Genomic DNA, 25,329 nt, shown 5'->3' on the forward strand with positions numbered 1-25,329 from the left:
GCCTTATTGAGTTTGATTTAGTTGGTTGAGCGCGTGTAATCATGCGGGTACAGCGTTTTAGCACGATGTATCAGCATGGTTTCATAGGCGGCTTTTTCTTCGTCACTGAGCGCGCTTAAAGGCTTGGCGTGTAAATATTTGGTGAGCATTTTTTTTAAGCTTTTAAGCTCCTGTAAGGAAGCTTCAGACCAGTCTGAGTTTTCCATACGATAGTTAAGGTAATCGAGTACCGTCATGCGTTTACCATTCATGATGGAAATCGCATTAAAGTCAATCAACCCTTGGTCGCCTTGGCCAATTAAGTCGCGAATTAAAAAGCCATTAATAACGGGGATTTGCTTGCCGAGATTCAGGGCTTGGTGCATATAGTTGATTTCCCCTTCACGGGTTTGGCAAATCAGGTGGTTTTTATAGTGATTGAGCACGCGAATTTTATCAGCACGGGTAGGCTCGGCGATGCCTTCGTGTTTTTGCATAAATTCTTCAAGTTTTCTATTCAGTCTACCTTTTACTTTCAACGGGTCAGCAGTAAATGAAGTACACATACCGTTAGCAAAATTTGTAACGGCTTGCGTTTTACTAATGGGCGCATCGGCCTGTGCCTGTGCCTGTGCGGTGAGGCATAGAGCGAGTACACAGCACAGTATTTTAACGTGGGTTGAGTAAAAGTAGCGCGTCATTTTAGGGCCTTATTGAGTTTGATTTAGTTGGTTGAGCGCGTGTAATCATGCGGGTACAGCGTTTTAGCACGATGTATCAGCATGGTTTCATAGGCGGCTTTTTCTTCGTCACTGAGCGCGCTTAAAGGCTTTGCGTGTAAATATTTGGTGAGCATTTTTTTTAAGCTTTTAAGCTCCTGTAAGGAAGCTTCAGACCAGTCTGAGTTTTCCATACGATAGTTAAGGTAATCGAGTACCGTCATGCGTTTACCATTCATGATGGAAATCGCATTAAAGTCAATCAACCCTTGGTCGCCTTGGCCAATCAGCTCGCCGATTAAAAAGCCATTGATAACCGAAACTTGCTTGCCAGTATTAAGGGCTTGGTGTATGTAGTTGATTTCCCCTTCACGGGTTTGGCAAATCAGGTGGTTTTTATAGTGATTGAGCACGCGAATTTTATCAGCACGGGTAGGCGCGGTGATGCCTTCGTATTGTTTTATAAAAGATTCAACTTGACGATTCATCAACACTTTAACTTCTTTAGGGTCGCTAGTAAAAGTACTACAAAGCGAATTAGCTAACTTTGTAACTGTACTAAAGGGGGCATTGGCCTGTGCGTTTTGAGTTACTAATAGGGTAAGCATGACGAGTATTAACTTAAAAAGGAGTGTATGAACGTGATGCTGCATTAGGGTGCCTCGTTACTGTTGGGTGCACTGCATGTGAGGTGCTTAATTTTGTGATAAAACGTGTTGCTTTGGTCGGCGCGTTTTGGGGCTTGCTGTTGCGTAATAAAAGGCAAGGTGCGCAGTAAATAATCGGCAAAGGTGCCTTCACTTTGTTCGCCGGGTTTGTTATTTGAAATATGATAGCTAATAAAATGGGTTGGATAAAAGGCATAGTCACCAAAGATGACTGCGCTAGTATAGTAGTTAAAGGCCGCATTGTTAGGGTTAAACACGCCTTGCCATGTTCCCTGATAAAGCCTGCAAACACTTTCACCAATGTAGGCACCTAGCCCTGCCTCATTTTTGTAGGCTTGTTGTTTTATGGTGTCGGGTAAATTGCTTTGTTTATTAAAAATGGCCTCGTTGTTTAATATGAGGTCAATATCCACCAATAAGCTGAGCAATGAAAAATCACAATAAACATTGTAATTTTTCATGTTTTCGGCAAATTGCTCTGCGGTCTGCTTTTCAATGGTGTTTGTCATAGTGGCTCGTTAAGCTGTATCAACAAGGTGCATTGATAAGGTTAATGTGTTAACTGTTTTTTGTGTTGCATTAGCTCGCTTTTTATTTCATGCAGTAAAGATGAAATAAAACCGCTAGAATCATTCATTTTCTGTTCGAATTCTAAATTTTTCTCATCCATTTTATGAAGTAACGCGTCTATGATTTCATTATCTTGATACTTCCCTGTTACATGGAAGAGGCACTCAAAGGCAAACTCAATTGTTTCACCAGTGAGTGCTTCGAACTCCTTGCTGGAAGGCTCAGCTGTGTTGCGCCATGTTTTATTATGTGCTCTTGTGGTACGTACAATCAAATGGCGTATATCGCCAAGAAAACTGCTAGAATTCCCGATTTCGTTAGGGTCTACGTTAAAAAAGTCGGCTAATTTTTTGAATAGTTTCATGTCTGTTAACCTAGAGTAGTATTCACTCTATTTTATTTATGTGTAGTTTGGTTTAACGTGTTAATTACTTGTTTGCAACTTTAACTGGCTTTTCAAGGTGCTGTATCTGTCGGGGTCGGACTTTTTATAGAGTGCCAAGGCTTTTTGTTTATCTTGTGTTACACCCGCTCCGTATTCGTACATTAAACCAAGCAACGACATTGCGCCTTTGCTGCCTTGATTGGCTGCTTTTTGATACCAATGAAAAGCAACGATGTCATTTTGAGTTACCCCTTTACCTTCGAAATACATATCTCCAAGTGCAATCTCAGCACTGATATTTTCTTGTTTTGCAGCATTCCCATACCATAGGAGTGCCTTTTTGTGATTTAAGCCAACACCTTGCCCTTTTTCATACATCTGACCAAGATAATATTGTGCTTGTACATGCCCAAGTTTCGCAGCTTTCCTATACCACTCTGCTGCGAATTTATGATCTTGCGAAACACCTACCAACCCAGCGTCATAAATTTTGCCAAGCCAATAGGGGGCTTCTGGGTCTTTCTGATTTGAAGCGAGTGTTAGCAAGCTTATTGCAGCAGAAATATTTTGATGTTCACCCTCTAGCAAATATAGCCTACCAAGGAGCACTCGCGACTTGATATGTTTTTGTTTTGCGGCTTTACTGAGCCATTTTATTGCTTGATTGTAATCTTGCTGATCGCCTTCCAGCATGTATAGCCTACCAAGGTTAGCTTGTGACCCTATATGTTCTTGTTGTGCTGCTTTAGTGAACCACTTTATTGCCTCATTGTAGTTTTGCGATACGCCTTGCCCGAGCATATGCATGGTGCCAAGGTAATACTGCGCTTTTTTATTACCTTGTTTTGCTGACAACTTAAAATAGTGCAAAGTATCAACGTAATTCTTTTTTTGGTAGGCAACATGTGCCGAATTCATTATGCTCTCATCGTCAAAAGCATTAAGTTGTAAGGGTATTAATAAAAACACGACCCATATATGTTTCATTAGCTTCACTTTATAACTCTCCTGATAATGACATTTCACTTTTTAATAGAATCAAATTAGGGTAATTGAAAATCAATACGTACTTTTTGTGCTGTTAGTGGGTTGTTTGCTGGGTAGCGCCATTGTTTAAATGCACGTATCGCCTCTCGGTTAAATATACGTTGGGGCTGTTGTTCGATGATCTCAATATTGATTGGTTTACCGTTAGTGTCGATGTCAAATTGCATTGTTACATACCCTTCATGTTGCATTTTTTTGGACATGGCAGGGTATTGCGGTGAGATTACTTTTACCGGAGTCAGTGGGCGCTGTTGTTGTTCTGATCTAGTAGGTGATGCTTGTGTTGCGGTTAAGCTTTCGTCAGTGTGAGTAATTATTGGTACCTCATTGTTAACCTTTGAGTTTAACTCGAGATCGATTAACAAAAATAAAATGTCATTTGAAAGCTCGTTACTAATCTCGTTGTTAATGTTAACAGAGTAAGACAGAATATTGTGCAGGGCTTCTTGTACACCTCGGAAGTCCTTTTGTTTGTATCGCTTAGTTGCAATTGAAAGTTGCAAATTTGCCTGTGGGCTTTGTGAGCGTATTTTTAGTTTTTCTAAATTAAGCAATACACTTTGGTAGTCTTGATTTTCATTTGCGTGGTGCGCTTCTTTATAATTATTATTTAGCTTCGTATCGTTTTCGGTATTTGCTACCGCATCTGTGAAGTTAACAAATAAAAGCAGACTAAAAATAAACACTCGCTTTTTCATAATTTACTTAACCTCTTTGTTATGTCTACAGGCTTGATTAGTGGCAATGTTTTTCAAAGCATTTTCTACATCCACTAATGTGCCAGCAATAATGCCGTCAGGGTCATCTTTGCTTTGTTCAAATACGGTTTGTTGTTGTTTTATGTGTGCGATGAGCGCATCAATCAATTTATCATCTGGGTGTTGGCCTTGTACTTGCCCAAAACAGTCTTGTACAAACTGAATGGTATGCGCAACTAAACTTTGGTTGTTATAACCTGAGGTGCAATATACATTGCCCACAATGCGGTTATTCTGCTCTTTTACTTCAATGAAGGCGTCTCTTATTTTGAATAGCAGCTGCGGATTGTTAATGATTTTTTCTTTCCTTTTAAACCGTGCTAAAAAGTGCTTTAAAAACCTCATAATTAGAACCATATCAATATTTTAAAGTTTGAGTCTTTGTTGATGTTTTAGCGCTACTTGTGATTTTGCTTTGCAGCGCTAATACATCAAAAATGATGTCTCTTTTTCTCAAATGCCAGTTTTGCGACTTTTTTAATTAATAATTGTCACTTTAAGTATTAGTTAACAACGCTGTTTGCATGAATGTCGCTCTCTTTTGCATTGCACTATTCTATTGTCTCCATAATCCGTGCCATCATTCGCTACATTAAAACAAGAGTCATATATCTCATCACAAGAACGTGTACAACTATTACCTGGATAGTATTGATTTATGGTACTTTGCTGTTGGTTGTACATGCCACTATTTGTTTGTTTAAAGCCTTCGTCAAGGCCTCTGGCGATAGCATCCCACTCTTCAGCTGTTAGCGAGCAACCTGACAAAGTTAGCGTTATTAAAAGGCAAGAAAAAAATTTAATTAATGTGTTCATGATTTATCCTTTTTAAGTGTTGATAGAGTTTAAAATGTTAAACATATGAACGCTGTGTGCTTTTTTATTTATCTAAATTATCCCAGTTTTTTCCGGCTAAACGAATGGCACAGACCCAATCATAATTGCTATCATCGGAGCCGACTGCAATGTAATTAAAATGACCTGTTGCACCACTTCGGGTGACCCAAGTTTTGGTGTTGCCAGCTTTAATACCAGCAGCACCACAATCGTTATATCCCGTATTTTTAAAATGGCAGAACTTTGCAAAAATTCGCTCTGAGCAAGTGTTCTTGTAAACTACTTTTAGACTATCTTTAGAAAAATTCTTGCTCTCTATTGTTAAGCAATTATCGCCACCATAATGCTTGGCATCCCAGCACCCTTGATTGTCAACTGTCCAATTGTGACCAGAGTTGGCGAACACTGAAAAACTAAGCAATGCGCTTGTGTGTATTAGAGTTCTTAGGCATATAATCATTTTGAGACCATTTACTTTTTTGAAATGTGCAATTAAATTGTTACAAAATTGTATTTGAAAATATATGGGTATTGTTAGCTATTGGTTGTAACTTCGAATTGGTAACAGATTCGGGTGCAAAAGAATGGAAATATGCTGATGGGTCAAACTAATTTACAGTATGTGAATAATAGGTTAGTTGACCTTTATTCGAAAATCCCTCATCTATCAAGAGAGGAACTGCAACATGCTATTGGCTTTGAACTGGTAGATATTTTAGAGGCAGATGCTCTGTCATGGTGTATATCACCTAACATTGAGACTCAAGTTCAGCTTTATGGATATAATACGAATGCGCTTGATTTATCATTACTTGCGAGTAACTCGCTGTACTGTGACAATAAAGAACTGAATACTATATGTGAAAAAGGTTGTTCTTTTTCTCATGTTAAACCGAACATATATGGTGTTACTTTTAAGGCCAACGCACATACTTACAAACACGCAGTTTTGTTTTCTTCTCATTTATCTGAATCGCAGAAAAGGCGCTTTTACCTGTTTTTCCCTCATATTGAACAAATGCTAAATTTAAACATGTCTTTGCATCATTTTTCTGCATCTTTTTATCTTATTACCAATAGAGAAGGTGTGGTTTTAGAATCTTCTCACCCGTTAGAACAGGGTTTTCTTAAGCATTCTGAGAACGGCTTAAAGATGGTGCGACCACAAAAGCTTTTTGAAGCAGGCTTTTCATTACTTATTGAAAATGAACAACAATGCATTTATGGCTTCACCTCTGGGTTTTTGGCTAAATTAACCTATCAAGAACGAGTTATTGTGAACAAAGTGAGAAACGGGATGACCAATCAAAAAATTGCGCAACAGCTAAATATTTCTGCTTCAACGGTTAATAATCATTTGACTAATATTTATCGTAAGTTAAATATATCAAAACGAACTCAATTATTTGCACTTTAATTATGCTGACTTTTGAACAAGAGCTTGCTTTATCGGAGTTTATTGCAGAAGTTTACAAGCAAGCAACGAAGCTAGAAATACAAGCTTTTAGGCAATTTTGTTTTGAACAGTTAGGCCGGTTTATAGATTTTGATGCCGGTGTGTGGCTAACACGAAGAGCATTTGATAACACATTTACAGATAGTGAAACGTTTCAATATAAGTTACCTATTGGCTTTATGGAAAATTACAATAAACATATTGCTCAGGAAAAACTAGCTCAAGATCCAGTTGGCGCATATGGTATGAAGCATCCAAATTCACCAGTCAGTGTGTTTGATATATGGCCAGATAGAGCAAGCTACCATCAAACGACTTTGTATCAACAGCATTGTAAAAAATATGGTCTTGAAGATTTACTAGCCACTCTATACATAACGCAGCATACTAACATTGTGCACATATTGTCTTTGTATCGATTTCATAGCTTGATCCCTTTTAGCGCAAAAGAAAAATATATTAAGAAAATTTTAAACCCGCATTTTGCTGAAGCAATTAGTATTAATTTGCTTCAGCAACTTAAAAGTAGCGACACGAGCGAGAAGGATCATGCAATAGCTGATTTTTATGGCAATGTGCTTGATGCTGAGCAAGGTTTCATCGAACAATTAAACGCGTGTCGTATTGATTTAAGTAAACCACTTTTTGAGCCGGTCTCTAAAGAAATTGATGGTATTATCCATCTTACGGAAAACCTTGCGATACATGCGACTGTTAAATACAACTTTGTTTTTTTAAGTTTAGATAAAGTTCTTTTACCAGTGCACTGTTTAAGTGAACGACAGCGTGAAATTTGCAAACAGCTCGCAGTTGGAAAATCAGATAAAGAAATTGCAAAAGCGCTTTCTATTAGTCCATTTACTGTAAGTAATCACTTAAAAAGAATTTACACGCAATTAAACACTAAAAACAGGTTAGAAACCTTGGTTCTGCTTAAAAGAGAGATTAAATAATCGGGTGTTTTTTGACAGGCTGATTGTTTACACCATCATGGCAAGACCATGAAAACTAATTGCTATTCAATATCTTTTCTAAATAGCACTCTTTTCGAGCTGCTTTTAGCTGTTGAGCGCACACACTTTTGTTAAAAGATGTCTCTTACTTAAATTAATTCAATGCAATTTGTCTTACACCTGTTAACACTTCAGCTCTATCGTCATAGCGTATATTCATTTATTGCTACATCTAAACACAGAGCTAGATCTCACAGCCATCATCAGCTTTTACTCTGTCTGATTCTCACGTTATAATAACGCACATAGTCAATCTAAAGTCCAGGCGTAAAAAAACTTAATAGTCTTAAGATTTTTCTAAAGTTTTGGCCAATACCCGTTAGAATTACGTCGAGTTTGTCGCCTAAAACTCCTTTCAAGTGATTTAATCCCAAATGACATCACAAACAATAAGGTCGGGTTTGATTGTGAGTTTTCCAAACGCATTTAGCAGTGGCGGAAGTTCACGAAAAGAAAATAGCCCCGGCACATAAGGAAAGCTAATTTCCTCAATGCTCACTTGAGTCTCTAATAACTCTAGCGTGTTAGCGTCAAGCACAGAAATAGCGCCAACAACCTGATTAGATTGTTCATGATAAGCAACATCCACACCAGCAACGGTATCTATGCTATTAAATTCGTTATGCGTAATGACTTGTTTTGCAAGTGTTGCTTGCAACAATTCTGCGTCATGAATTTTATCTGTCACAGTAACTTCCATTTATAGTTAGTATATTTTTTGGGAAGCGGCGATCACTGAAAATCCCAAGAGATATTCGAAACCAGCTCACAGCTGTCACAGCGAAAATCAAATAAGCCAAACCAAGGCTCATCTAACTTCCAATCACCGCCACAGCTTAGGCATTTTCGAGTTTGCTCTGCTGCCAAGCTCTCACCGCCAACGCGATACAAATAGTAATACACCGGCTTTTTGGTGAGGTAACGAATACGCTTAGACAAGTCCATACCACGACGGAATAAATCACTTTCGGTGCTAGAAATTTCTTCTAATGCCGCAAATTCACAACGGGTGGCACCGTTGATCTGAATCTGATCGCATGCCTGCCAATCCTCTTGCCACTTAATTAAAGCCTTGTAATCGCCATTGGCAATCGCAGGAATTTTATAAAGTGGCACAGGCTGAAAGTCATCGCCGCAATACAGCGGGCTGCACGTATGCACATAGGTGGTATATAAAATATAAGAAGACGGAGCGTCGCATAAGTCGGCGCCATTGGCATGAATATCCTGACCGATCACCTTTACTTTCGGTGCCAGCAAGCCTGCATCTTGTAAAAGCTCAATGGCTTTTTTTACAAACGGGCTGTGATTAAGCGGGTGTAGTGCATCTTCAAGCGGGCACATAACACGGGTAATAAAGTAGCCGTCTTTTAATACGGTCGGAAACTCGTCACCGATGATCTGTCCGTTAAAACGTAGGGCATTCACCACGCGATTAATGGCGCGCTCTGCGTCATCTAATGTAGTGTCTTGGTAACAATCAAAAGTTAAATCTACAACGAACATAATTAGTTATCTTTTTCTAATAGCGCGAGTAAGCGGTCAAGTTTTTGTTCAATGCGGTCAAGCTGGCTTTGCTCTGTAGCCTTGGCTTTTGGGGCTGCTGCAGGCTGAGTGTTGATGCAATTTGGATCATTTTTGTAGGCGGTCAACCCAGCAATAACCAAAGGCATAGGTACTGGCTCTGAGAGCTTAGATTTAGTTAAAGCAACAGTGGGTGTTTTGTTTTCAGCGACTAAGGCTGCAATAGCAGAATGAACAGCGGGATGCATGCGTTTTACTCAACAAAATAAAACGCATTCTAGCATAAAACTCAGACGCACAAAGCAATGCGATATTGCTCGGTCCTGACCTTTATTAGAACAAGTTTACTCTCTGAGTAATGTGTCGAGTGTGTCGATGATCTCGCTCCAGTCGCCATCTTCTGCGAGAGATTCTTGGATAAATTGTTTTTGGGCTGTGTTCCAAAAACTGGCCTCGGTGATCTTTTCGGTGCTTTTGAGCTTATGGTGTTCAATAAAGCTATCGATATCTGTTTGATTATTCGCGAGTCCCAATTGTGCGAATAGGGTGTTGAGATTGTGTTGGCAGGTATCCATCTTTTCACTCCCATTTTTGCTTAAAAATCACTCAGTAACTATAGTTGACTAAGTTTTAGAAGCAAAGTTAGGTAACAGGAACAATAATGAAAACAGTAGAAGCAGAGCAACTGAGCCTAAAGTATTTGGAGCCGGAAGAAATAAGCATTGCGGCGAGCTTACTTTTTCAAGCTTACCAAAATGATGAATTATTAAAGCAAGTGTTGAGTGCAGAGTCTGACGACGAATTTGCCAAAAAACTTCGCGCACTTATTCGCGAAGAGTTACAGACTTTTTCACAAAGTGGTCAAGCCATGTTAGGCGCGTTTATCGACGAGCAGCTGGTGGGAGTTGCGTGTGCAATCGCAACCAATGGGCCTTTATCGGCACAGCGTTTTTGGCACTGGCGTTTGAAACTCATGCTTAGCGCAGGGTATGTTCAAACCAAGCAACTGGTCGCCAAAGAGCAAGCAATAAGAGCGGCTTTAGAGCAATATGGCGAGTGCTTTTATTTGTCGTTAATTGCCATTCACCCGAATGCGCAGGGGCAAGGTCTTGGTCATTATTTATTGAATGGCGTTGAACAACTGCATCTAGCCGAAGAAGAGATCACAGGCGTGGCGGTATTCATTACGCAAACGGCGCAAAAAGCCTTCTTTTTAAAGCACCAATATGAGGTGATTGAGCAAATGACCTTCGGTGAAGTGTCGGGTGAGTTGATGTATAAAAAATTAAATACGGACGGATCGGAAAATTAGTTGTGAGATATTTCCCACATGGTTGTGGGCTTTGGTGTTTTAAACACTTCGCTTTGACTGTGATTTGTTTTTAAGTTTATGAAAAATAACAAATATCTTATTATTAAAATAATATGACATTAAATAAATTGCTGTAAGTCGCTTTAGTAATCGGCCAATTACCGTAAACTTAATCATGTCAGGAAGGCAAAGGGATAGGAAAAACGGAATAAGCACAAGGTTATGGATAGGTGCTAGGGCAAGAAGCTCAACAGGATACTCAGGATGAGGTGTAACGGAGTTGCACACAGGAATAGGAAACACACAGGAGTGTGAGGACAGCCCAAAGATGGGTGAAGCGGAAACTAGGATGGTTAAGGTGTTAGGACAACACCTAGGATTAGGATGGAGTACAGGGTGTACTAGGAGCGCATAGGATTTTGCGAAGTGGATTTAGGATAGTAGGAACACAGGATGTGTATAGGATTTTAAATGGAGTTTTGGTTGTCGATGGAAGACGACCATTCAGCGGAAGATAAAACAGGATATAGGCTTTGGAAGCTCTCATGGATGTTGTCAACTTTAGGCGCGACTTATGTTGCGCCTTAGTTCTTTCTGGCGTTTGGTTTTTCTTTCTTAACTTTTCAATTGTGTCGGGTTTCTCACCTCAAATGACTTTTCGGTAGCACCGACTTATCGTGCAAAATACACGTTGTGCAGCAAGGTTACTTTTGTGCAAGGTGAAATGAGCTATTTTAAGCGCTTTTGTAGGTCGTCATTTATTGCGACATTTTGAGTTTTTGCTTTGTGCTTTGTCGGGCTAAAGCCTCGACCTACATTTAATGCAGGTGCTGTTGTAGGCGCGATTTTATATCGCGCTTTTAATGTTGTTTTCTGATGCGGGCCTTCAATTTTACTCTTTGTCGCTTTGGCGACGGCAGCCAAAGTGCGGCTAAGCATTTTAATTTTATACTGAGCAGAAACTCATCCCAGAAGCCTTTGCCTGTCTGCATCCATGCCACTATTTTTAAGAGATCATTTTGTAGGTCGTGCTTCAGCGCGATAGGTTTAAAGACTGCCTTCAATTTTACTATTTGTCGCGTTGGCGACAGCAACCAAAGGGCGGCTGCCGCCGACCGCCCTCTGGACTCCCACGGCGCCCCTCTATCTCGCTGTTTCTTCAAATACGCAATTGATGTGAACGTAAACGGCTGAATAGTCCATCCATGGACTAAATCAGCCTTGCAGCGCATCCATGCGCTAACATTACTCATCAATTGCTTATTTTCAGGCTCGATAGAAGGGGAAGGGGTGCTGCCTGTTGGTTTTGCGCAATGTGAAGTGAGTAATTTTAACCGCTTTTGTAGGTCGTCATTTATGGTGACATTTTGAGTTTTGGCTCTGTGCTTTGTCGGGCTAAAGCCTCGACCTACATTTAATGCAGGCACTGTTGTAGGCGCGATTTTATATCGCGCTTTTAATGTCGTCTTTTGAAGCAGGCCTTCAATTTAACCTCTTGTCGCGTTGGCGATGGCAGCCAAAGTGCGGATAAGCATTTTAATTTTATACTGAGCAGAAACTCATCCCTGAAGCCTTTGCCTATCGGCATCCATGCCACTATTTTGAAGAGCTCATTTTGTAGGTCGTGCTTTAGCGCGACAGGTTTAAAAGCTGCCTTCAATTTTACTCTTTGTCGCGTTGGCGACGGCAACCAAAGGGCGGTTGCCGCCGACCGCCCCTTGGAACCCCACGGCGCCCTTCATCACACTAGATCCTTCAAAGAATAAATTGATATGAACGTACACGCCATGAAGGTACATCCATGTACAAGCATGGCTTGGCTCGCATCCATGCGAGCGCATTACTCATCAATTAATTCTTTTCAGGGTGTGATAAAAGGGAAAAGGCGCTGCCTGTTGGTTTTGTGCATAGGGCTGCTTGGTTTGAGGTTGTGTATATAATTTTTTTGGTGATGCCGATTTTATGCTGGTTTTTAACCTTCAATGTTTCTTCGGTAGCACCGACTTTATGTCGGGTTTCTAACTTTCAGTGGCTGTTTTAGCGAAAAAGCAAACAGTCGTAACTAAATCAGCAATCTCCGAACCTGACAGATCGGAAAATTAGCTGTGAGACATTTCCCATATGGTTGTGGGCTTTGGTGTTTTAAACACTTCGCTTTCGCTGTGCTTTGTTTTTAAGTTTATGAAAAATAAAGAATATCTTATTTTTAAAATAATGTGACAATAAATAAATTGCCGTAAGTCGCTTTAGCAATCGGCAAATTACCGTAAACTTAATCATGTCAGGAAGGCAAAGGGATAGGAAAAACGGAAAAAGCACATGGTTATGGATTAAGTGCTAGGGCAAGAAGCTCAACAGGATACTCAGGATGAGGTGTAACGGTGTTGCACTCAGGAATAGGATACACACAGGAGTGTGAGGACAGCCCAAAGATGGGTGAAGCGGTAACTAGGATGGTTTAAGGTGTTAGGACAACACCTAGGATGAGGATGGAGTACAGGGTGTACTAGGAGCGCATAGGATTTTGCGAAGTGGATTTAGGATATTTGGAACACAGGACGTGTATAGGATTTTAAATGGATTTTTGGTTGTCTATGGAAGACGACCATTCAGCGGAAGATAAAACAGGATTTAGGCTTTGGAAGCTCTCATGGATGTTGTCAACTTTAGGCGCGACTTATGTTGCGCCTTAGTTTTTTCTGGCGTTTTATTTTTCTTTTCTTAATTTTTCACACTTCATTATTTCGTTAATGTTTATTATTTGTCCGTAAGTAGCTGCGTGTCGAAAGTCTTTGTATTGCCCATTTTCTTAATTTAATCAATTTCATTTTGAGTTGATCGCGTTTTAAAGTGCCTCACATTCACAAATGTTGTTTATTGATAAAAATAAAATATTCATGTTGTTACTTATTTTTGAGTTGCCCTCAATGTATTGATTTTAAAAGACTATAAATATAATGTTAGCGAAATTTGGAGTGGTGATATCTAATTCCGCACTGGCAGAGTCAGGTGTTGTTCTATGAAAAAACTATTATATTTTTAGGTGAGTACATGGATCAAATTTTAGAAATAGAAAAAAATAATGTAGCTCCATATCTATCAATTTTATTAGGGGCTAAGTCAGATAATTCTGAACCATGTACTATTCATGAAAACATAATAAAAATCATACATGATGAATATTCAGAGGATATGCTTATTGGTTCTACTGTTGTAGAAAAAATAGGTGAAATAGGTATCGCTAAAATAACTCCTTACAGCTTATCAAAGACACCTAGCTGGGCTAAATATTTAGATTTAAAAGATTTAGAACATCACGTATTTGTAAGTTTTTGTGTACGAGACCATTTTGCATTTTACTTTTCTGAAAAAGGAAAGAAAGATTCGATCAAAGACTATTTTGGTAAACAACAGTTGCCAAATTTATTTCCAATACCAATTGGTAAACTTAATGGTAATTTTATCAATGAAGATGAAATTAAGATGTTGTGGCTTTCGGGGATAAATGGTCGAGATAACTTTAAAGCAGATTCAAAAGTTTTAGGTGGAAAAAGTGTTGCTGATACATTAGACCCCCTAATAGATCAATCATATATGATGTCTGCTGTTCGTACCGAGCTTTGGGGTAAAAAAACTAAAGTTTCGATTGGTATAAACCCTTTTAAATCATCAATATGGAGAGGGCCTTGTAAAGACTGGGCTACTTTCGAAAATAGAGTGATTGATATACTTGATACTTTAACTGAAAATGACCAAGAATCCGAGAGTCCAATAGGTATACTTTCTTACCCTATATCACATCCAGCAGATCTTAAATGTCCGTATGATTTTTCCTTGGTAGATTATGACTTCTTACCAGAAGAGGATGGGCAATACAGAAAAGAACTTCTTAAAAAATTACAATATGAATACCGAGCAGAATTAATTCCAACACTTAACGATAGTGATATAGCACTTGAATTTTTTCACAAGGATAAACGTGTGGGGGATATCATTCTCGAAGTTGGAGTAGATGATTACAAAGCTATTTTGAAGGTCAAGTCTGAAAATCCAATTGTTAAAAAACACTTTGAACTATACAAACGAGTTTTTAGCTACCCAGATTTAGTTAAATGTTGGTTTGAGTCAGGGCATGCAATAGTAAATGGCATGGTATTTAGAACTGGTTATCAAGATGTTGAATACAATAAGTTTTTGTGGGCAGATTATGAAAATTATAATATTAAAAAAGAAAAACCAGGTATAGACCCAAAGAAACCGAAGCTACAAAATATTGGCAAAGAAAAATCTTTGTTTTGTTGGATTCAAAAACGTTGGAATGGAAACTGGCTTAGTTCTGAAGAGTTTAATACAACAGAAAATCCAAAAGGCTGGCTTTATTGCGATGATGGAGCAGGTGAAAAAGCAGACTTTATCCATTATGTTGAACACAAGAATATGCACTTAATTTCACTCATACATGTAAAAGCAGCAAAAGGAGATTCACCTAATCGCAACATCTCTGTAGGTGTTCACGATGTAGTACTTAATCAAGCAGTGAAAAATCTAAGGTACAGCTCTCGGAAAACGTTAATTGAAGATCTAAAGAAACGTCATGAAGCCTCTAATTATAAAGGGTGTTGGCTAGATGGAAATACTGCAAAAGCAGAAGATTTTTTTAGCGTTGTTGACTCGTTAAAAGATAACAAATATACCAGAACCCGAGTTGTAGTGGTTCAACCACATACACAAAAAAGTGTATATTTGACAAATTCAGGAAATAAAATTAAGACACAATTAGATGTGCTCCTAGTTAGCGCTGAAAATGCAATACGGTCGTCTGGTGCTGATTTTTATATTATTGGATTGGATGACAATAAGAGGCTGTAGTTTAAGAATGAGGGAGTAGGTCTTGCTTGGTGCAATTTAACAGGCCTCTGCTTGGCTTATTCACCTTGTTACAATTAAAAACCTATTACTTTGCTCAAAACCTCAAATTATTACCACCTAATAATTTGAGGTTTATGCTATTTATCTTCCAGCTCTAACCCCAAAAAATCACCATAACTCGCCCCTTGCTCAGACCAGTTTAATCTCATATATCACAAAACACCCCACCCGCTAGCGGCTTATTTCCTACCTCAACTCCAACCCTTCATTTTCTTTTTTCGTCACGCTCAGCATAACCACATAACGCTATCTTTCTCTTTTAAATACTAATTTTCATGGTTAAAAATTAGAGTAAAGCTTTTGTTAATTGTGTGTACAAAAGGCTACACAAATGTGTTCTAGGTACAGATTACCCCTGTGATTAGATAGTAAGCACAGCCGCCGAATGGAATTTTAAGGTGTGCTGATAACTATACTAATTAACTAACAGGGGAAACTTATGCAGTTGAAGAAAGTGGCAGTTTCGATTGCCGTTGCTATTTACAGCGCAGGGGCTTCACACGCAGCGGGCATCGACAGCCAGCTCAAACAACAACATACATTACAGGCACCTAATATCACCTTTGCTGAAGTGAAAGCGTTAAGCCAAGAGATCCACCAAGGCGACGCGAGCAGCATGTTACAAAACGACGGCTTAAACGTTCAGCTCAACGCGCAAAGCAAAAAATTCAAAGAAGAAGGCTTAGTCGGTGAGCATATTTATATTGTGCGTTTACGCGACAACGCGGTGGCGTTAGAAGCGCGTGATTTTGAGTCACCATTGGCACGCACATTAAAATCGCAGGGTGTATCAAAAGTATTCGAACAAGGCCGAGCGACGATCCCGGCGGTATCTGAATATCAAAACAAGCTACTTAACAAACAGCAAACGGTGATGCAGCACGTTACGGCGGTGACTGGCCGTACTGAAATGCGCCGCCAATTTACCAAAGCCATCAATGGCTTCTCGGTAAAAATGACGGAGCTAGAAGCAAAAGCGGTGGCTGAGCTTGGCTCGGTTGTGTCGGTGATGCGCTCGAAAACATACGATTTATTGTCAGATGAAGGCCCAAAACTCATTGGCGCAGACCAAGTGTGGGACGGTACAAGCGTGCCAAATGGCATCAAGGGCAAAGGTGAAGGGCAGATCGTCGGTATCATAGATACAGGTGTTAACTCAGATCACCCTTCGTTTGCGGCTGTGGGTGGTGATGGCTATAAACACACAAACCCATTTGGCGAAGGCAATTATGTGGGTGACTGTGTTCAAGAGCCTGACGAAATTCAATGTAATAGCAAACTGATTGGTGTGCGCTCTTACGATGTGATCACCGATGCGTTTGATGCGATGATCCCCGGTTGGCCTGCAATTGGTGAAGACTACCAAGGTCACGGCTCGCATGTTGCGTCAACGGCTGCGGGTAACGTAGTTAAAGACGTGCCTTATATGCTGCCAAGTTACGGCGAAGACACCAATGGTAAAGTGTTAAAAGAAGCGCTATTCCCTGAAATTTCGGGTGTTGCGCCACATGCGAATATTATTTCGTATCAGGTTTGTTATCCAAGCAGTAACGAATACGCGGGCTGCCCGGGTGAAGCGCTGGTGGCGGGTATCGAAGATGCCATTTCAGACGGCGTTGATGTTATTAACTTCTCAATCGGTGGTGCAGACTCAAACGTGTGGGCCGATCCGGTGCAGTTGGCATTCTTAGCGGCGCGCGAAGCGGGCATTAATGTTGCGGCAGCGGCGGGTAATAGTGGTCAGGCTTGTGGTTCTGCTGAATGTTTTGGCTATCTTGATAACTCATCACCTTGGTTAGCACAAGTTGCAGCAACCACACATGGCCGCTCTATTGCGGTTGAAACAGCAGTTGAATATGCGGGCTTTATTGATGAGTCGTTGGGCTCTGAAGTACCAAGCTGGTCGACGACGGGTCTTGTTGGTGGTGCAATCAATAATACCGAAATCACCGGTGTGGTTGTTTGGGCAAAAGACTATGCTGATGTGAATGGCGAGAAAGATTACAACGGTTACTGTACGGCAGATTATCCAGAAAATACTTTCAACTTCTTCAAAGATGGCTCTGAAATTCCGGGGGCTGCTGATGGCTCAACCAATGTCATTGTTATCTGTCAGCGTCACTCGCCAACCGATGCCGCGGCGAATGCGCGTACTGCTAAAGTTGACCACATTAAAGCGGGTGGGGCAGATGGTTTTATTATGTTTAACCGCGACCGCTCACAAGGTACGGTTCCTGAAGCATATTCGTTACCTGGCGTACATTTTACCTATGATCAGTGGAATGGCGTATACCCAGATGACGGTTTAGAAGATTGGGTAGACAGCTACTCAGAGCTAGGTCATATGATCACCATTAACCCAACGGTGATTGAGCGTCGTGTGAACGAAGATGATGCTGATTGGTTGGCGAACTTCTCTTCTCGTGGTCCATCGTTCTCGAATATCGAAGTATTGGCACCAACCCTTGCGGCGCCGGGCGTTAACATTTATGCGGCGTATTCTGATGAACATCCGTTTGTGACACCTCATGGTCAAGACTATGCGGGGATCAGCGGTACGTCGATGGCGTCACCTCATGTTGCAGGTTCGATGGCATTATTACGCCAAATTCACCCAGATTGGACGGCGGCTGAAATTCAGTCTGCGTTGTCAATGACGGCGGAAAATGTGGTGCAATATCATCGTTTAAATAACAAAGATGATGTGGTTGATACCGCTGAAATTTACCGCGCAGGTGCGGGTCGTATCAATGTGGCTCTTGCTGCAAAAGCCGGTTTTGTGATGGATGAAACGGCGGATAATTTCTTAGCGGCAGATCCATATAATGGCGGTACACCGCATAAGTTGAACTTACCGAACTTGGTTAACTTCTCGTGTGCACCTGAATGTCAGTGGGTGAGAACAATTCGCGCAACTGAAGATGGTACATGGTCGGTAAGTCATGAAGACGTGGTGAACTGGGCGTTTGATACTAACTCTCAGTCGGCGCAAAATGGCGTAAACATTGAGATCTTCCCGAAAACCTTCTCTCTGAAGAAAGGCGAGACGCAAACCATTATTGTTAAAGCGTCGATTATGGACACGCAAGATTGGTTTAGTAACTCAGAAGTTGAATTACACACAAACTTAATCTTTGAAGCACAAGAAGAAGGTATTTCTGATGCGCATTGGCCAGTGGCGTTTAAGTATGATCGTGGTGATTTACCATCGCGTTTAGAAACAACGGCGCACTCTGACAAAGGCTCTTATGTTGCTAAAGGATTAATCTTACCGAATGTTGATGAGCCTGTTGCAAGAGCCTATCAGCCAGTGAAAGCCGATATCACCACAGTGACTTTGCCAAAAGACGATGAACGTACCTTCCCTTGGGCGATGAATCGTGGTGAAGAAGTTGCTATGGAAGACATTTTAGATGAAGCGACTTTCACTAAATTTGTGCAAATTCCAGAAAACACCAAACGTTTCATTGCTGAGCAAGTAGGCGTGGAGTCTGAATTAGAAGGCACATTGAATGTTGGTAACGCGTTAATTTATATCGGTAAAGATTATAATAACGACGGCATTGTACAGCCTCAAGATGAGATTCTTTGTGTATCAAATCATAAGATTTTCAGTAACTTCTGTAACATTAACAACCCTGAAGCGGGCGATTACTGGGTAGTTGCTTACAACAGCAACAAGTCAAGTGTTGGTGCTGTAGAAGAAACGTTCAAGATTGCAACTGCGGTTGTGTCTGATGAGGTTGCAAGTGGCATGACGGCGCGTTTACCAGGCAGTGATGGTATGCACACCGTTGATATGCAAGTTGATTGGGATATGGAGTTTGATGCCGATGGCGTTTACTACTCACTAATTGATGTAGGTACGTCAGCGGTTAACCCGGGCAACTTAGGCTCTATTCCATTTAAGATCAATCGTGGTAAAGATGTAGCGCATTTAGATGTGCCACAAACTGGCGCGAAAGTTGGCGATATGGTGCCTTACACGTTCGAAGTATTGGCGAATAACTCGGGTCTTGATCGTGACTTTAGCCTTGAGCTAAACATGCCTGAAGGCCTTCAAGTCAATCCAGAAAACGTGCTTGTTTCGACTGCCTCTGAAATCAATGTTGAAGTAGTTGATGGCAAAGTGGTTGTGACAGGTACTCAGCCTGATACGCGTGATGTTGAAGCTGACTATATTGTTACTGATAACTTAACCGACGAAATGTGCCGTTTGCCAAGTTTTGGTAATTCGAATCCAGGTGGTTATGTTGACCTCGCTGAGTTTGGCATTATGCCTATCTTGTCGGGTTTTGATGACAATAATCTATATAACTTTAGAAATGGTTACATCATTCCAATCGCTAGCTTCTTTAACGGCGCGTTCGATACTTACAGCCTGTATAACAACGCAGAGCTGACAAATATTCAGAATAGCTTCTTAGAGATCCGCGGTATGGGTACGGTTAACTTAGGCCCTAGCCGTTATTTCTACCCTGTTCATAACCCATTCCCTTACGAGTCATTCCCGTATGAAAACATGGGCCCATTATGGCGTGGTTGGGAGTTCAGTGAGCAAGGTCTATTACGCTCGGTGATGTCGGTTGGGTTATCTTCAAGCGAAGGTATTTCACTGGCGAGTACGTCAACAGGCTGGGGTATTATCGAATGGGATAACGCTGCGGACTATGACGATCCGGTACTTGACCGTGAAACAGGTAAATATACTTACACTAAACGTGATAACTCGTTCGACTTTGAGGTGATCTTCAATACTAAGACACGCTTCGGTAAAAATGAGCACGAAATTTACTATGCCTACGACAACATTGATTTTGGTACGACACGCCCGCACGGCAGTATCGGTCTGCAAGGTTTCAGAGGCGCACAATACGAGCGTGGTCCACTAGATAAATATCGTGGTGTGCAAGTGGCGTATAACAATCTTGATGAAGTGATAGGCGACAACTATGTGGTTTGTATGGATTACGTGGGTCCTGAATCATCTCAATTTGAAGTAACGGCATGGGCTGAAGTATTACCTTCTGCGGCAGGTCAAAATTTAACGGTGACTTCAAATGCGCGTATTTCTGGTTTAAGCGATATGACGCAAACGGCTGAACTAAGTGTACCGGGTAATATCACGGTAATTGCACTTGATGACATGGTGACCGCTGAAGAAACACCTGTGAGCTTTGATGTGCATTACATCGATGAGAAAAACTCGAAAAATGCCATTTCAGTGCAAAGTGAGCATGTTAGCTACTCGGTTGATGGCGACACAGTAACAGTGACACCAAACGAAAACTTCTTCGGTGAAACTGAAGTCACGGTTGTGGTGGCTGATATTGAGAATCCATCAGATGCGGCAAGCACGACCTTTATGCTAACGGTAACTGGGGTGAGCGATGCGCCTGTGGTAACTGTGGCTACGACTGAAATGGTGGTGACTGAGGGCGATACAATCACTCTGGATGCGTCAGATTCAATGGACCCAGACGGTGACAGCGTGAGCTTTAAGTGGTCGGGTAATGGCTCTATTGCAGCGCCATCATCGGCAGTGACTCAGGTAACTGGGCTAAGTGCAGGCGACCATGTATTTACTGTCGCAGTGTCAGACGGTGAGTTTGAATCTACGGCAACGGTTAATGTGAAAGTGGTAAGCCAAGCTGAGCGTTTAGCTATCTCTGAAATCGCAAATCAATCGGTGGACGAAGATAACAGCACTGAAGTGATGGTTGAGTTTGATAACCAGTTAGGTAAGCAAACTATCATCAGCGCGATGGCTGAAAACGCAGAGGTTGAAGTGATGGGCCATGAGTCTGGTTCTATGCTGAAACTGACGCCGAAAGCGAACTTTAATGGTGATATTAATGTAACTGTGATGGTGGCTTATGCCGATGAACCAAATGCGGTTGCGCAAACTGCATTTACATTAACGGTTAATGCGGTGAATGATGCGCCTGTCATTGAAGTTGCTGAAACTCACTTATATGTACGTGAAGGTCAAGTGCCAACGCTGAGTGTGACTGCAACAGACATTGATGCAGATACCCTGACTTACGAGTGGACGGGCCCGGGTAACATAGCTTCAGCAAATGAAGCGAGTACACAAATCTCAGGATTAGTGCCGGGTGACTATCTGTATGTTGTGACTGTGAGTGATGGCTCAACAAGCGTCTCGCAAAGTGTTGAAGTGTCTGTAACCGAAGCAGATTCTGATGACGACGATGCGAGTGGTTCATTAGCTTGGCTAGTGGCGCTGATGGCTGGTTTTGCAGGCTTAAGACGTCGTAACCCAAAACGTAACTAATTTCCCTCTAGGTATGTTACTAGTAAAGGGCCTTTTGGCCCTTTTTTTATGTCTGCTTGTTTCTTAGATAAATGATTGCAAATCTGCAGTGGCAACGATTACCTCTGTAGCAAAATGTACAAGGTATTTAATATTTTTCTCTTTGTGTTACTTTGAAGTAAGTAAAGAAAATAAGGTGATTGCTTGTATAATGCGGTTACTTCTCGATTAATTCGACGAATACGAACGCATAGTAAGTTTCAAAGGTGAAAGAATTGGTTAAATACTGGTGTGGATTTTTATGTTGTTTCAGTGCATCGACTGCTTGGGCACAAGCAGACGTTGAGCTGGGGCAATTTATTAAAAAATCGACCTTACATGCCAGCGTTTCACTGGGCTTTGGTGGTATTGAAAACCCGGTTCTAGATGCAGAAAACCTGACTACTCCGATTTTACCTAGCCTGTCTTATTACGGCGAAGACTGGTACTTCAACGATTTTTCGCTGGGCTACAGCTTGTATGAAACACCCACATATTACATTGATCTGTTGGGCCGTTTTAACGATGACGGGTTTTTCTTCGAACTAGATGGCGTAGATAAGTTACTCGCCTCTGGTGCGATAACCGCCGGGCCTGGTGTGCCGACAATCCCTTCTGCGACGCCAATTAATCTAATTCCTATTCAACGTGATATATCATACATGGCGGGCTTTTCTGGGGCGCTGAACCTGTACCAAGGGCTTTGGGTGAATACCGCAGTTTTGCAGGATGTCACTAAGGTGCACGACGGTCATGAAGTCTTCGTGAACTTATATAGCGACTTTGAGTTTGACTATGGCAAAGTGGGGATCGAGCTCGGTGCGAATTACAAAAACCGTGAGTTAATTGAGTACTATTACACGGTTGCGCCGAAAGAGAGTAAAACGCGTTTGCGCAAATATGCCCTTCAGAGCAACATTAACTACCATGTAAAAGTAACGTATGAATATGTAATCTCAGAGCAGCTTAGTTTTGATTTTTCTTTAAAGCACACTTGGCTTGGCAGCAATTTAGCCAACTCACATATGATCAGTAAAAACGGTTATTTTTCAGGGTTTACTGGGATCACTTATCATTTTTAGGCCAACTTAAGGTTATCTCGGCCCCGCCTGTTTGAGGATGATTGGCAAGCATGACCGTCCCGCCATGCCAAGCAGCTATTCTGTGAACAATATATAAACCAAGACCATAACCACTGGCTAATTTGTCGTTTTCACCTTGCTGAAAAGGCTCGATCAGAACCCCAGCATTGATGGGCAATCCTGGGCCATCATCATACACACTGAGCTGGTATTCGCTGCTGCTGTCAGTGCTGGTGATATGAATGTTTTGCTGGGCATATTTACTGGCATTGATGAGCAGGTTTTGAATGGCAATACCGAGAAAAGTGGGCTCACACAACACATTCTGTGTTTGCAATTCAGGCAAGAAGTTAAGCTCTTTGTACAAGCTAAATTTTGCTATCTCGGTGTGAATTAACTCTGTGATATTGCAGGGCTGTTGTTTGAATAAATGATGCTGATGTTCGAGCCTTGCAAATGTCAGGTATTGCTCTAATCTCAGTTCAATTTCTTCTATATCTCGTTCAATTTGAGTGTTTTCTTCTGAGTGTAAATCTGCAATCGATAAAGCAAATCGCATGCGGGTTAGCGGCGTGCGAATTTCATGAGATAAGATCCGAGACAAGTCACCATGCAATTGTATAAATCGGTTGATACGCTCAGACATGGTAACAAAGGTGTGCGCTAAGGGCGCAATGGAAGAGCTGGATTTAATGTCAAGTTTTATAGGCTGCGGTTTTTTACTAAAGCGTTTTGCTGCAGCTTGTAGCACATTCAAATCTTTAAATACTGGGCGAATAAAAACCAAAATCAAGACGCCAAGCAGGGTATAAAAGCTAAAAAACGCCCACCAGTCGTGGGTATCTTGCTCGATTAAATCAATGGGACTTATTCGTAACACCAGTTCGCTGTCAGTTTTGAGGTAAAGGGCGGTTTGTGTGTTCTCTACTACCGAAATTATGCCGTCTTGTTCAAAAGTGTGTTGCAGTTGTTCGGGCAAAAGTAAATCGGCTTGGGTTAGCTCGGTAATCGTACTGTGTTTGTTTTGCGCTAAGCGGGCAAGCTCACTGACACTGAGTTGGATACTAGGCTGTTGTTCGGTAAAAAAGCTGTTGTAGAGCTGTCCAAAGGCTAATACCAAGGCGATTAAACTCACTGTGATAATTAAGTAGAGCCTAAAAAATTGCTGCCTCATGGTTTTGAGATATCCAAACTGTAGCCTTTGCCGCGAATTGATTTGATATCGAAGCTGATCCTTTCACTTATCGGCAGCTCTTTGATTTTCTTTCTTAGACGGCTGATTTTCAGATCGATGGCGCGATCTAGGCCGTCGTATTCTCGGCCAATTACGTGTTCAAAAAGCACTTCTCTCGATACTGGTTTTGGTGCGTTGTTAGCAAGGTACGCAATGATCTCAAACTCGTTTTCATTGACTTGGAGCGCGGTGCCGAGCAAATACACTTCTTGCTTATGATTGTCGATCTTAAGCGTGTCGTCTGGTTCGGTTAACTTGTTATTGTGCGCAATAATGTTTTTCACCTTGGCAAGCAGTAACTCGGGCTTTATGGGCTTCACTAAGTAGTCGTATGCGCCCATATTCAGCCCTTTTATTTGCGAGTCGACCGAGTCTAATGCAGTGAGAAATATAATCGGGCAGGTGTGTTTTTGTTTCAGCGTGTTCATCAGTTCAAAACCATCGCCATCTGGCAGCATGATGTCGCAAATAATAAGTGTTGGTTGCACCGTTTGCTCGAAGTTTAAATAGGCGTGTACTGTGTTAAAAACATCAAGGCTATAACCTTGTTTGTTCAGAAATTTACTGATTAAGTTTGCAAGCTTTAAATCGTCTTCAATTAAAAATAGATGCTGCATTATAAACTCCAACCAAAGCGCCGTTTTATTCTGTAATTTTTCGCTTCGTAACTCGCGATTGATAGCAATTGCTGTAATACGATGTTGTTGTCTTCTGGATTAATTAACTTAACTGCAATTGGTATGGCGGTTTTCAGTGTTAATTGTTGTGATACAACTTGCTGCTCTTCGAAACATTGGGTGAGCTCGGGTCGCTTTGTGATCACAAGACATAAGCGCTCATAAGGGGTGATCTGCAATTTAATGGTGATGTTAAATTCGCAGACTTTTTGTTGTCCTTCAATAATGCAAATCGTTGGCGTTACTTTTAGAAAGGGTGAAGTGTTTTCACTGGCCTCAGAATGGAGCACAGTTAGGCTAATTAAAAATAAAAGCAAGGCAACGCCGTTGAGGTGCGTCATGTAACTGACCCCCCATTAATATGTTGTTTGCTTTTCTGATTGTTGTTAACCATAACTGCGTTGGTCGTTACCTTATTGAGCTGTAAAATTACGAAATGTCGTTTTGTTACTAACTTGCTTAAAATCGTCCACTTGGTTAAGCGGATAAGTATTCTTGTTCTTTTATGCAACTTCAGAAATCGAACACATAGAATTTAAATTATATACTACATACAACGCTTGCTAATAATTGAGTGCTTTCAAAGTGGCTTTTATTGATTCTTTTTATTTGCCTTTAAGTTTAAGCACTATGCTGCGATGCATGTTTATTTAGATAATTTGAATAGTGTTTGCATTTATCTCGATACTGAAATTGAGCAGCTAGTGTTAACTATTCTTACGGTTTTGTTAATTGATCCGTACAAAAAGCTACAAATAAAACGGTTTCAGAAACAAGGAATTCGCTTGTAAATTTAAGACTTGAAGTCACTTGTAATGGTAAAAGG

The 25,329-nt window shown here is 41.0% G+C and carries 23 protein-coding genes; 6 read left to right on the plus strand and 17 right to left on the minus strand.

Annotation, left to right across the window (positions count from 1 at the left end; translation table 11 throughout):
• Positions 1 to 17 precede the first annotated feature (17 nt).
• The 9 genes from ACH784_RS05265 to ACH784_RS05305 all read right to left on the minus strand — a co-directional run bounded on the left by ACH784_RS05265 (position 18) and on the right by ACH784_RS05305 (position 5,423).
• Positions 18 to 680, minus strand: coding sequence for a hypothetical protein (locus tag ACH784_RS05265; protein ID WP_404393923.1), 663 nt, complete (start codon positions 678 to 680; stop codon positions 18 to 20).
• A 23-nt stretch (positions 681 to 703) separates the two neighbouring features.
• On the minus strand, positions 704 to 1,351 hold the full coding sequence (locus ACH784_RS05270) for a hypothetical protein (protein ID WP_404393924.1): 648 nt from the start codon (positions 1,349 to 1,351) through the stop codon (positions 704 to 706).
• On the minus strand, positions 1,351 to 1,875 hold the full coding sequence (locus ACH784_RS05275; protein WP_404393925.1) for a hypothetical protein: 525 nt from the start codon (positions 1,873 to 1,875) through the stop codon (positions 1,351 to 1,353). The genes ACH784_RS05270 and ACH784_RS05275 overlap by 1 nt, the downstream gene beginning before the upstream one ends.
• A gap of 41 nt (positions 1,876 to 1,916) precedes the next feature.
• Positions 1,917 to 2,300: a hypothetical protein gene (locus tag ACH784_RS05280; protein ID WP_404393926.1), complete on the minus strand. Its 384-nt coding sequence runs from the start codon at positions 2,298 to 2,300 to the stop codon at positions 1,917 to 1,919.
• A 60-nt stretch (positions 2,301 to 2,360) separates the two neighbouring features.
• Positions 2,361 to 3,308: a hypothetical protein gene (locus tag ACH784_RS05285; protein WP_404393927.1), complete on the minus strand. Its 948-nt coding sequence runs from the start codon at positions 3,306 to 3,308 to the stop codon at positions 2,361 to 2,363.
• Positions 3,309 to 3,364: 56 nt separating this feature from the next.
• Positions 3,365 to 4,066: a TonB family protein gene (locus ACH784_RS05290; RefSeq protein ID WP_404393928.1), complete on the minus strand. Its 702-nt coding sequence runs from the start codon at positions 4,064 to 4,066 to the stop codon at positions 3,365 to 3,367.
• A gap of 3 nt (positions 4,067 to 4,069) precedes the next feature.
• Positions 4,070 to 4,471 carry a hypothetical protein gene (locus ACH784_RS05295; protein ID WP_404393929.1) on the minus strand — a complete coding sequence of 134 codons (402 nt, stop codon included), beginning with the start codon at positions 4,469 to 4,471 and terminating at the stop codon, positions 4,070 to 4,072.
• A gap of 162 nt (positions 4,472 to 4,633) precedes the next feature.
• A complete protein-coding gene (locus ACH784_RS05300; RefSeq protein ID WP_404393930.1) occupies positions 4,634 to 4,942 on the minus strand; it encodes a hypothetical protein in 309 nt (102 codons plus the stop codon).
• Between the two features lie 64 nt (positions 4,943 to 5,006).
• On the minus strand, positions 5,007 to 5,423 hold the full coding sequence (locus ACH784_RS05305; protein ID WP_404393931.1) for a hypothetical protein: 417 nt from the start codon (positions 5,421 to 5,423) through the stop codon (positions 5,007 to 5,009).
• Positions 5,424 to 5,561: 138 nt separating this feature from the next.
• Here ACH784_RS05305 and ACH784_RS05310 point away from each other — a divergent pair, with 138 nt between their 5' ends.
• A complete protein-coding gene (locus ACH784_RS05310; RefSeq protein ID WP_404393932.1) occupies positions 5,562 to 6,380 on the plus strand; it encodes a helix-turn-helix transcriptional regulator in 819 nt (272 codons plus the stop codon).
• Positions 6,381 to 6,382: 2 nt separating this feature from the next.
• Entirely contained in the window at positions 6,383 to 7,372 is a 990-nt protein-coding gene (locus ACH784_RS05315; protein ID WP_404393933.1) for a LuxR C-terminal-related transcriptional regulator, read from the plus strand.
• A 424-nt stretch (positions 7,373 to 7,796) separates the two neighbouring features.
• Here the strand turns inward: ACH784_RS05315 and ACH784_RS05320 are convergent, their stop codons facing one another.
• From ACH784_RS05320 to ACH784_RS05335, 4 genes are all read right to left on the minus strand, one after another.
• On the minus strand, positions 7,797 to 8,120 hold the full coding sequence (locus ACH784_RS05320) for an endonuclease V (protein ID WP_404393934.1): 324 nt from the start codon (positions 8,118 to 8,120) through the stop codon (positions 7,797 to 7,799).
• Between the two features lie 44 nt (positions 8,121 to 8,164).
• Positions 8,165 to 8,938, minus strand: coding sequence for a Zn-ribbon-containing protein (locus tag ACH784_RS05325; RefSeq protein WP_404393935.1), 774 nt, complete (start codon positions 8,936 to 8,938; stop codon positions 8,165 to 8,167).
• A gap of 2 nt (positions 8,939 to 8,940) precedes the next feature.
• Positions 8,941 to 9,204 carry a hypothetical protein gene (locus tag ACH784_RS05330; RefSeq protein WP_138633930.1) on the minus strand — a complete coding sequence of 88 codons (264 nt, stop codon included), beginning with the start codon at positions 9,202 to 9,204 and terminating at the stop codon, positions 8,941 to 8,943.
• Positions 9,205 to 9,300: 96 nt separating this feature from the next.
• Positions 9,301 to 9,531, minus strand: coding sequence for a DUF2789 domain-containing protein (locus tag ACH784_RS05335; RefSeq protein WP_404393937.1), 231 nt, complete (start codon positions 9,529 to 9,531; stop codon positions 9,301 to 9,303).
• Between the two features lie 86 nt (positions 9,532 to 9,617).
• Between ACH784_RS05335 and ACH784_RS05340 the strand changes: the two genes are divergently transcribed.
• Positions 9,618 to 10,268 (plus strand): GNAT family N-acetyltransferase, encoded by a 651-nt coding sequence (locus ACH784_RS05340; RefSeq protein WP_404393938.1) that lies wholly within the window; start codon positions 9,618 to 9,620, stop codon positions 10,266 to 10,268.
• A 729-nt stretch (positions 10,269 to 10,997) separates the two neighbouring features.
• Here the strand turns inward: ACH784_RS05340 and ACH784_RS05345 are convergent.
• Positions 10,998 to 11,207 carry a hypothetical protein gene (locus ACH784_RS05345; protein ID WP_404393940.1) on the minus strand — a complete coding sequence of 70 codons (210 nt, stop codon included), beginning with the start codon at positions 11,205 to 11,207 and terminating at the stop codon, positions 10,998 to 11,000.
• A gap of 2,112 nt (positions 11,208 to 13,319) precedes the next feature.
• Here ACH784_RS05345 and ACH784_RS05350 point away from each other — a divergent pair.
• From ACH784_RS05350 to ACH784_RS05360, 3 genes are all read left to right on the plus strand, one after another.
• Positions 13,320 to 15,137: a hypothetical protein gene (locus ACH784_RS05350; protein WP_404393941.1), complete on the plus strand. Its 1,818-nt coding sequence runs from the start codon at positions 13,320 to 13,322 to the stop codon at positions 15,135 to 15,137.
• 499 nt (positions 15,138 to 15,636) lie between these two features.
• Complete coding sequence (locus ACH784_RS05355; protein WP_404393943.1) at positions 15,637 to 21,492, plus strand: S8 family serine peptidase; 5,856 nt, start codon at positions 15,637 to 15,639, stop codon at positions 21,490 to 21,492.
• Positions 21,493 to 21,746: 254 nt separating this feature from the next.
• On the plus strand, positions 21,747 to 22,592 hold the full coding sequence (locus ACH784_RS05360; protein ID WP_404393945.1) for a MipA/OmpV family protein: 846 nt from the start codon (positions 21,747 to 21,749) through the stop codon (positions 22,590 to 22,592).
• On the opposite strand, the gene ACH784_RS05365 is transcribed toward ACH784_RS05360, so the two are convergent.
• The 3 genes from ACH784_RS05365 to ACH784_RS05375 are packed head-to-tail and all read right to left on the minus strand — an operon-like array spanning position 22,576 to position 24,844.
• On the minus strand, positions 22,576 to 23,766 hold the full coding sequence (locus ACH784_RS05365) for an ATP-binding protein (RefSeq protein WP_404393947.1): 1,191 nt from the start codon (positions 23,764 to 23,766) through the stop codon (positions 22,576 to 22,578). The two genes, ACH784_RS05360 and ACH784_RS05365, sit on opposite strands and share 17 nt — an antisense overlap.
• Positions 23,763 to 24,443, minus strand: coding sequence for a response regulator transcription factor (locus ACH784_RS05370; protein WP_404393948.1), 681 nt, complete (start codon positions 24,441 to 24,443; stop codon positions 23,763 to 23,765). Before ACH784_RS05370 ends, ACH784_RS05365 begins: the two co-directional genes overlap by 4 nt.
• Positions 24,443 to 24,844: a DUF3019 domain-containing protein gene (locus ACH784_RS05375; protein WP_404393949.1), complete on the minus strand. Its 402-nt coding sequence runs from the start codon at positions 24,842 to 24,844 to the stop codon at positions 24,443 to 24,445. Before ACH784_RS05375 ends, ACH784_RS05370 begins: the two co-directional genes overlap by 1 nt.
• Positions 24,845 to 25,329 lie beyond the last annotated feature (485 nt).

This window comes from Pseudoalteromonas phenolica (assembly GCF_044788725.1).
GTDB lineage: Bacteria > Pseudomonadota > Gammaproteobacteria > Enterobacterales > Alteromonadaceae > Pseudoalteromonas > Pseudoalteromonas phenolica_C.

Excerpts from the sequence above, each read along its gene's own strand:
- ACH784_RS05305 (WP_404393931.1), bottom strand. The coding sequence starts at position 5,423 with ATGATTATATGCCTAAGAACTCTAATACACACAAGCGCATTGCTTAGT.
- ACH784_RS05375 (WP_404393949.1), bottom strand. The coding sequence starts at position 24,844 with ATGACGCACCTCAACGGCGTTGCCTTGCTTTTATTTTTAATTAGCCTA.
- ACH784_RS05315 (WP_404393933.1), top strand. The coding sequence starts at position 6,383 with ATGCTGACTTTTGAACAAGAGCTTGCTTTATCGGAGTTTATTGCAGAA.
- ACH784_RS05365 (WP_404393947.1), bottom strand. The coding sequence starts at position 23,766 with ATGAGGCAGCAATTTTTTAGGCTCTACTTAATTATCACAGTGAGTTTA.
- ACH784_RS05355 (WP_404393943.1), top strand. The coding sequence starts at position 15,637 with ATGCAGTTGAAGAAAGTGGCAGTTTCGATTGCCGTTGCTATTTACAGC.
- ACH784_RS05310 (WP_404393932.1), top strand. The coding sequence starts at position 5,562 with ATGGGTCAAACTAATTTACAGTATGTGAATAATAGGTTAGTTGACCTT.
- ACH784_RS05285 (WP_404393927.1), bottom strand. The coding sequence starts at position 3,308 with ATGAAACATATATGGGTCGTGTTTTTATTAATACCCTTACAACTTAAT.
- ACH784_RS05330 (WP_138633930.1), bottom strand. The coding sequence starts at position 9,204 with ATGCATCCCGCTGTTCATTCTGCTATTGCAGCCTTAGTCGCTGAAAAC.
- ACH784_RS05350 (WP_404393941.1), top strand. The coding sequence starts at position 13,320 with ATGGATCAAATTTTAGAAATAGAAAAAAATAATGTAGCTCCATATCTA.
- ACH784_RS05325 (WP_404393935.1), bottom strand. The coding sequence starts at position 8,938 with ATGTTCGTTGTAGATTTAACTTTTGATTGTTACCAAGACACTACATTA.
- ACH784_RS05265 (WP_404393923.1), bottom strand. The coding sequence starts at position 680 with ATGACGCGCTACTTTTACTCAACCCACGTTAAAATACTGTGCTGTGTA.
- ACH784_RS05335 (WP_404393937.1), bottom strand. The coding sequence starts at position 9,531 with ATGGATACCTGCCAACACAATCTCAACACCCTATTCGCACAATTGGGA.
- ACH784_RS05270 (WP_404393924.1), bottom strand. The coding sequence starts at position 1,351 with ATGCAGCATCACGTTCATACACTCCTTTTTAAGTTAATACTCGTCATG.
- ACH784_RS05300 (WP_404393930.1), bottom strand. The coding sequence starts at position 4,942 with ATGAACACATTAATTAAATTTTTTTCTTGCCTTTTAATAACGCTAACT.
- ACH784_RS05340 (WP_404393938.1), top strand. The coding sequence starts at position 9,618 with ATGAAAACAGTAGAAGCAGAGCAACTGAGCCTAAAGTATTTGGAGCCG.
- ACH784_RS05275 (WP_404393925.1), bottom strand. The coding sequence starts at position 1,875 with ATGACAAACACCATTGAAAAGCAGACCGCAGAGCAATTTGCCGAAAAC.
- ACH784_RS05280 (WP_404393926.1), bottom strand. The coding sequence starts at position 2,300 with ATGAAACTATTCAAAAAATTAGCCGACTTTTTTAACGTAGACCCTAAC.
- ACH784_RS05290 (WP_404393928.1), bottom strand. The coding sequence starts at position 4,066 with ATGAAAAAGCGAGTGTTTATTTTTAGTCTGCTTTTATTTGTTAACTTC.
- ACH784_RS05345 (WP_404393940.1), bottom strand. The coding sequence starts at position 11,207 with ATGCTTAGCCGCACTTTGGCTGCCGTCGCCAAAGCGACAAAGAGTAAA.
- ACH784_RS05370 (WP_404393948.1), bottom strand. The coding sequence starts at position 24,443 with ATGCAGCATCTATTTTTAATTGAAGACGATTTAAAGCTTGCAAACTTA.
- ACH784_RS05295 (WP_404393929.1), bottom strand. The coding sequence starts at position 4,471 with ATGAGGTTTTTAAAGCACTTTTTAGCACGGTTTAAAAGGAAAGAAAAA.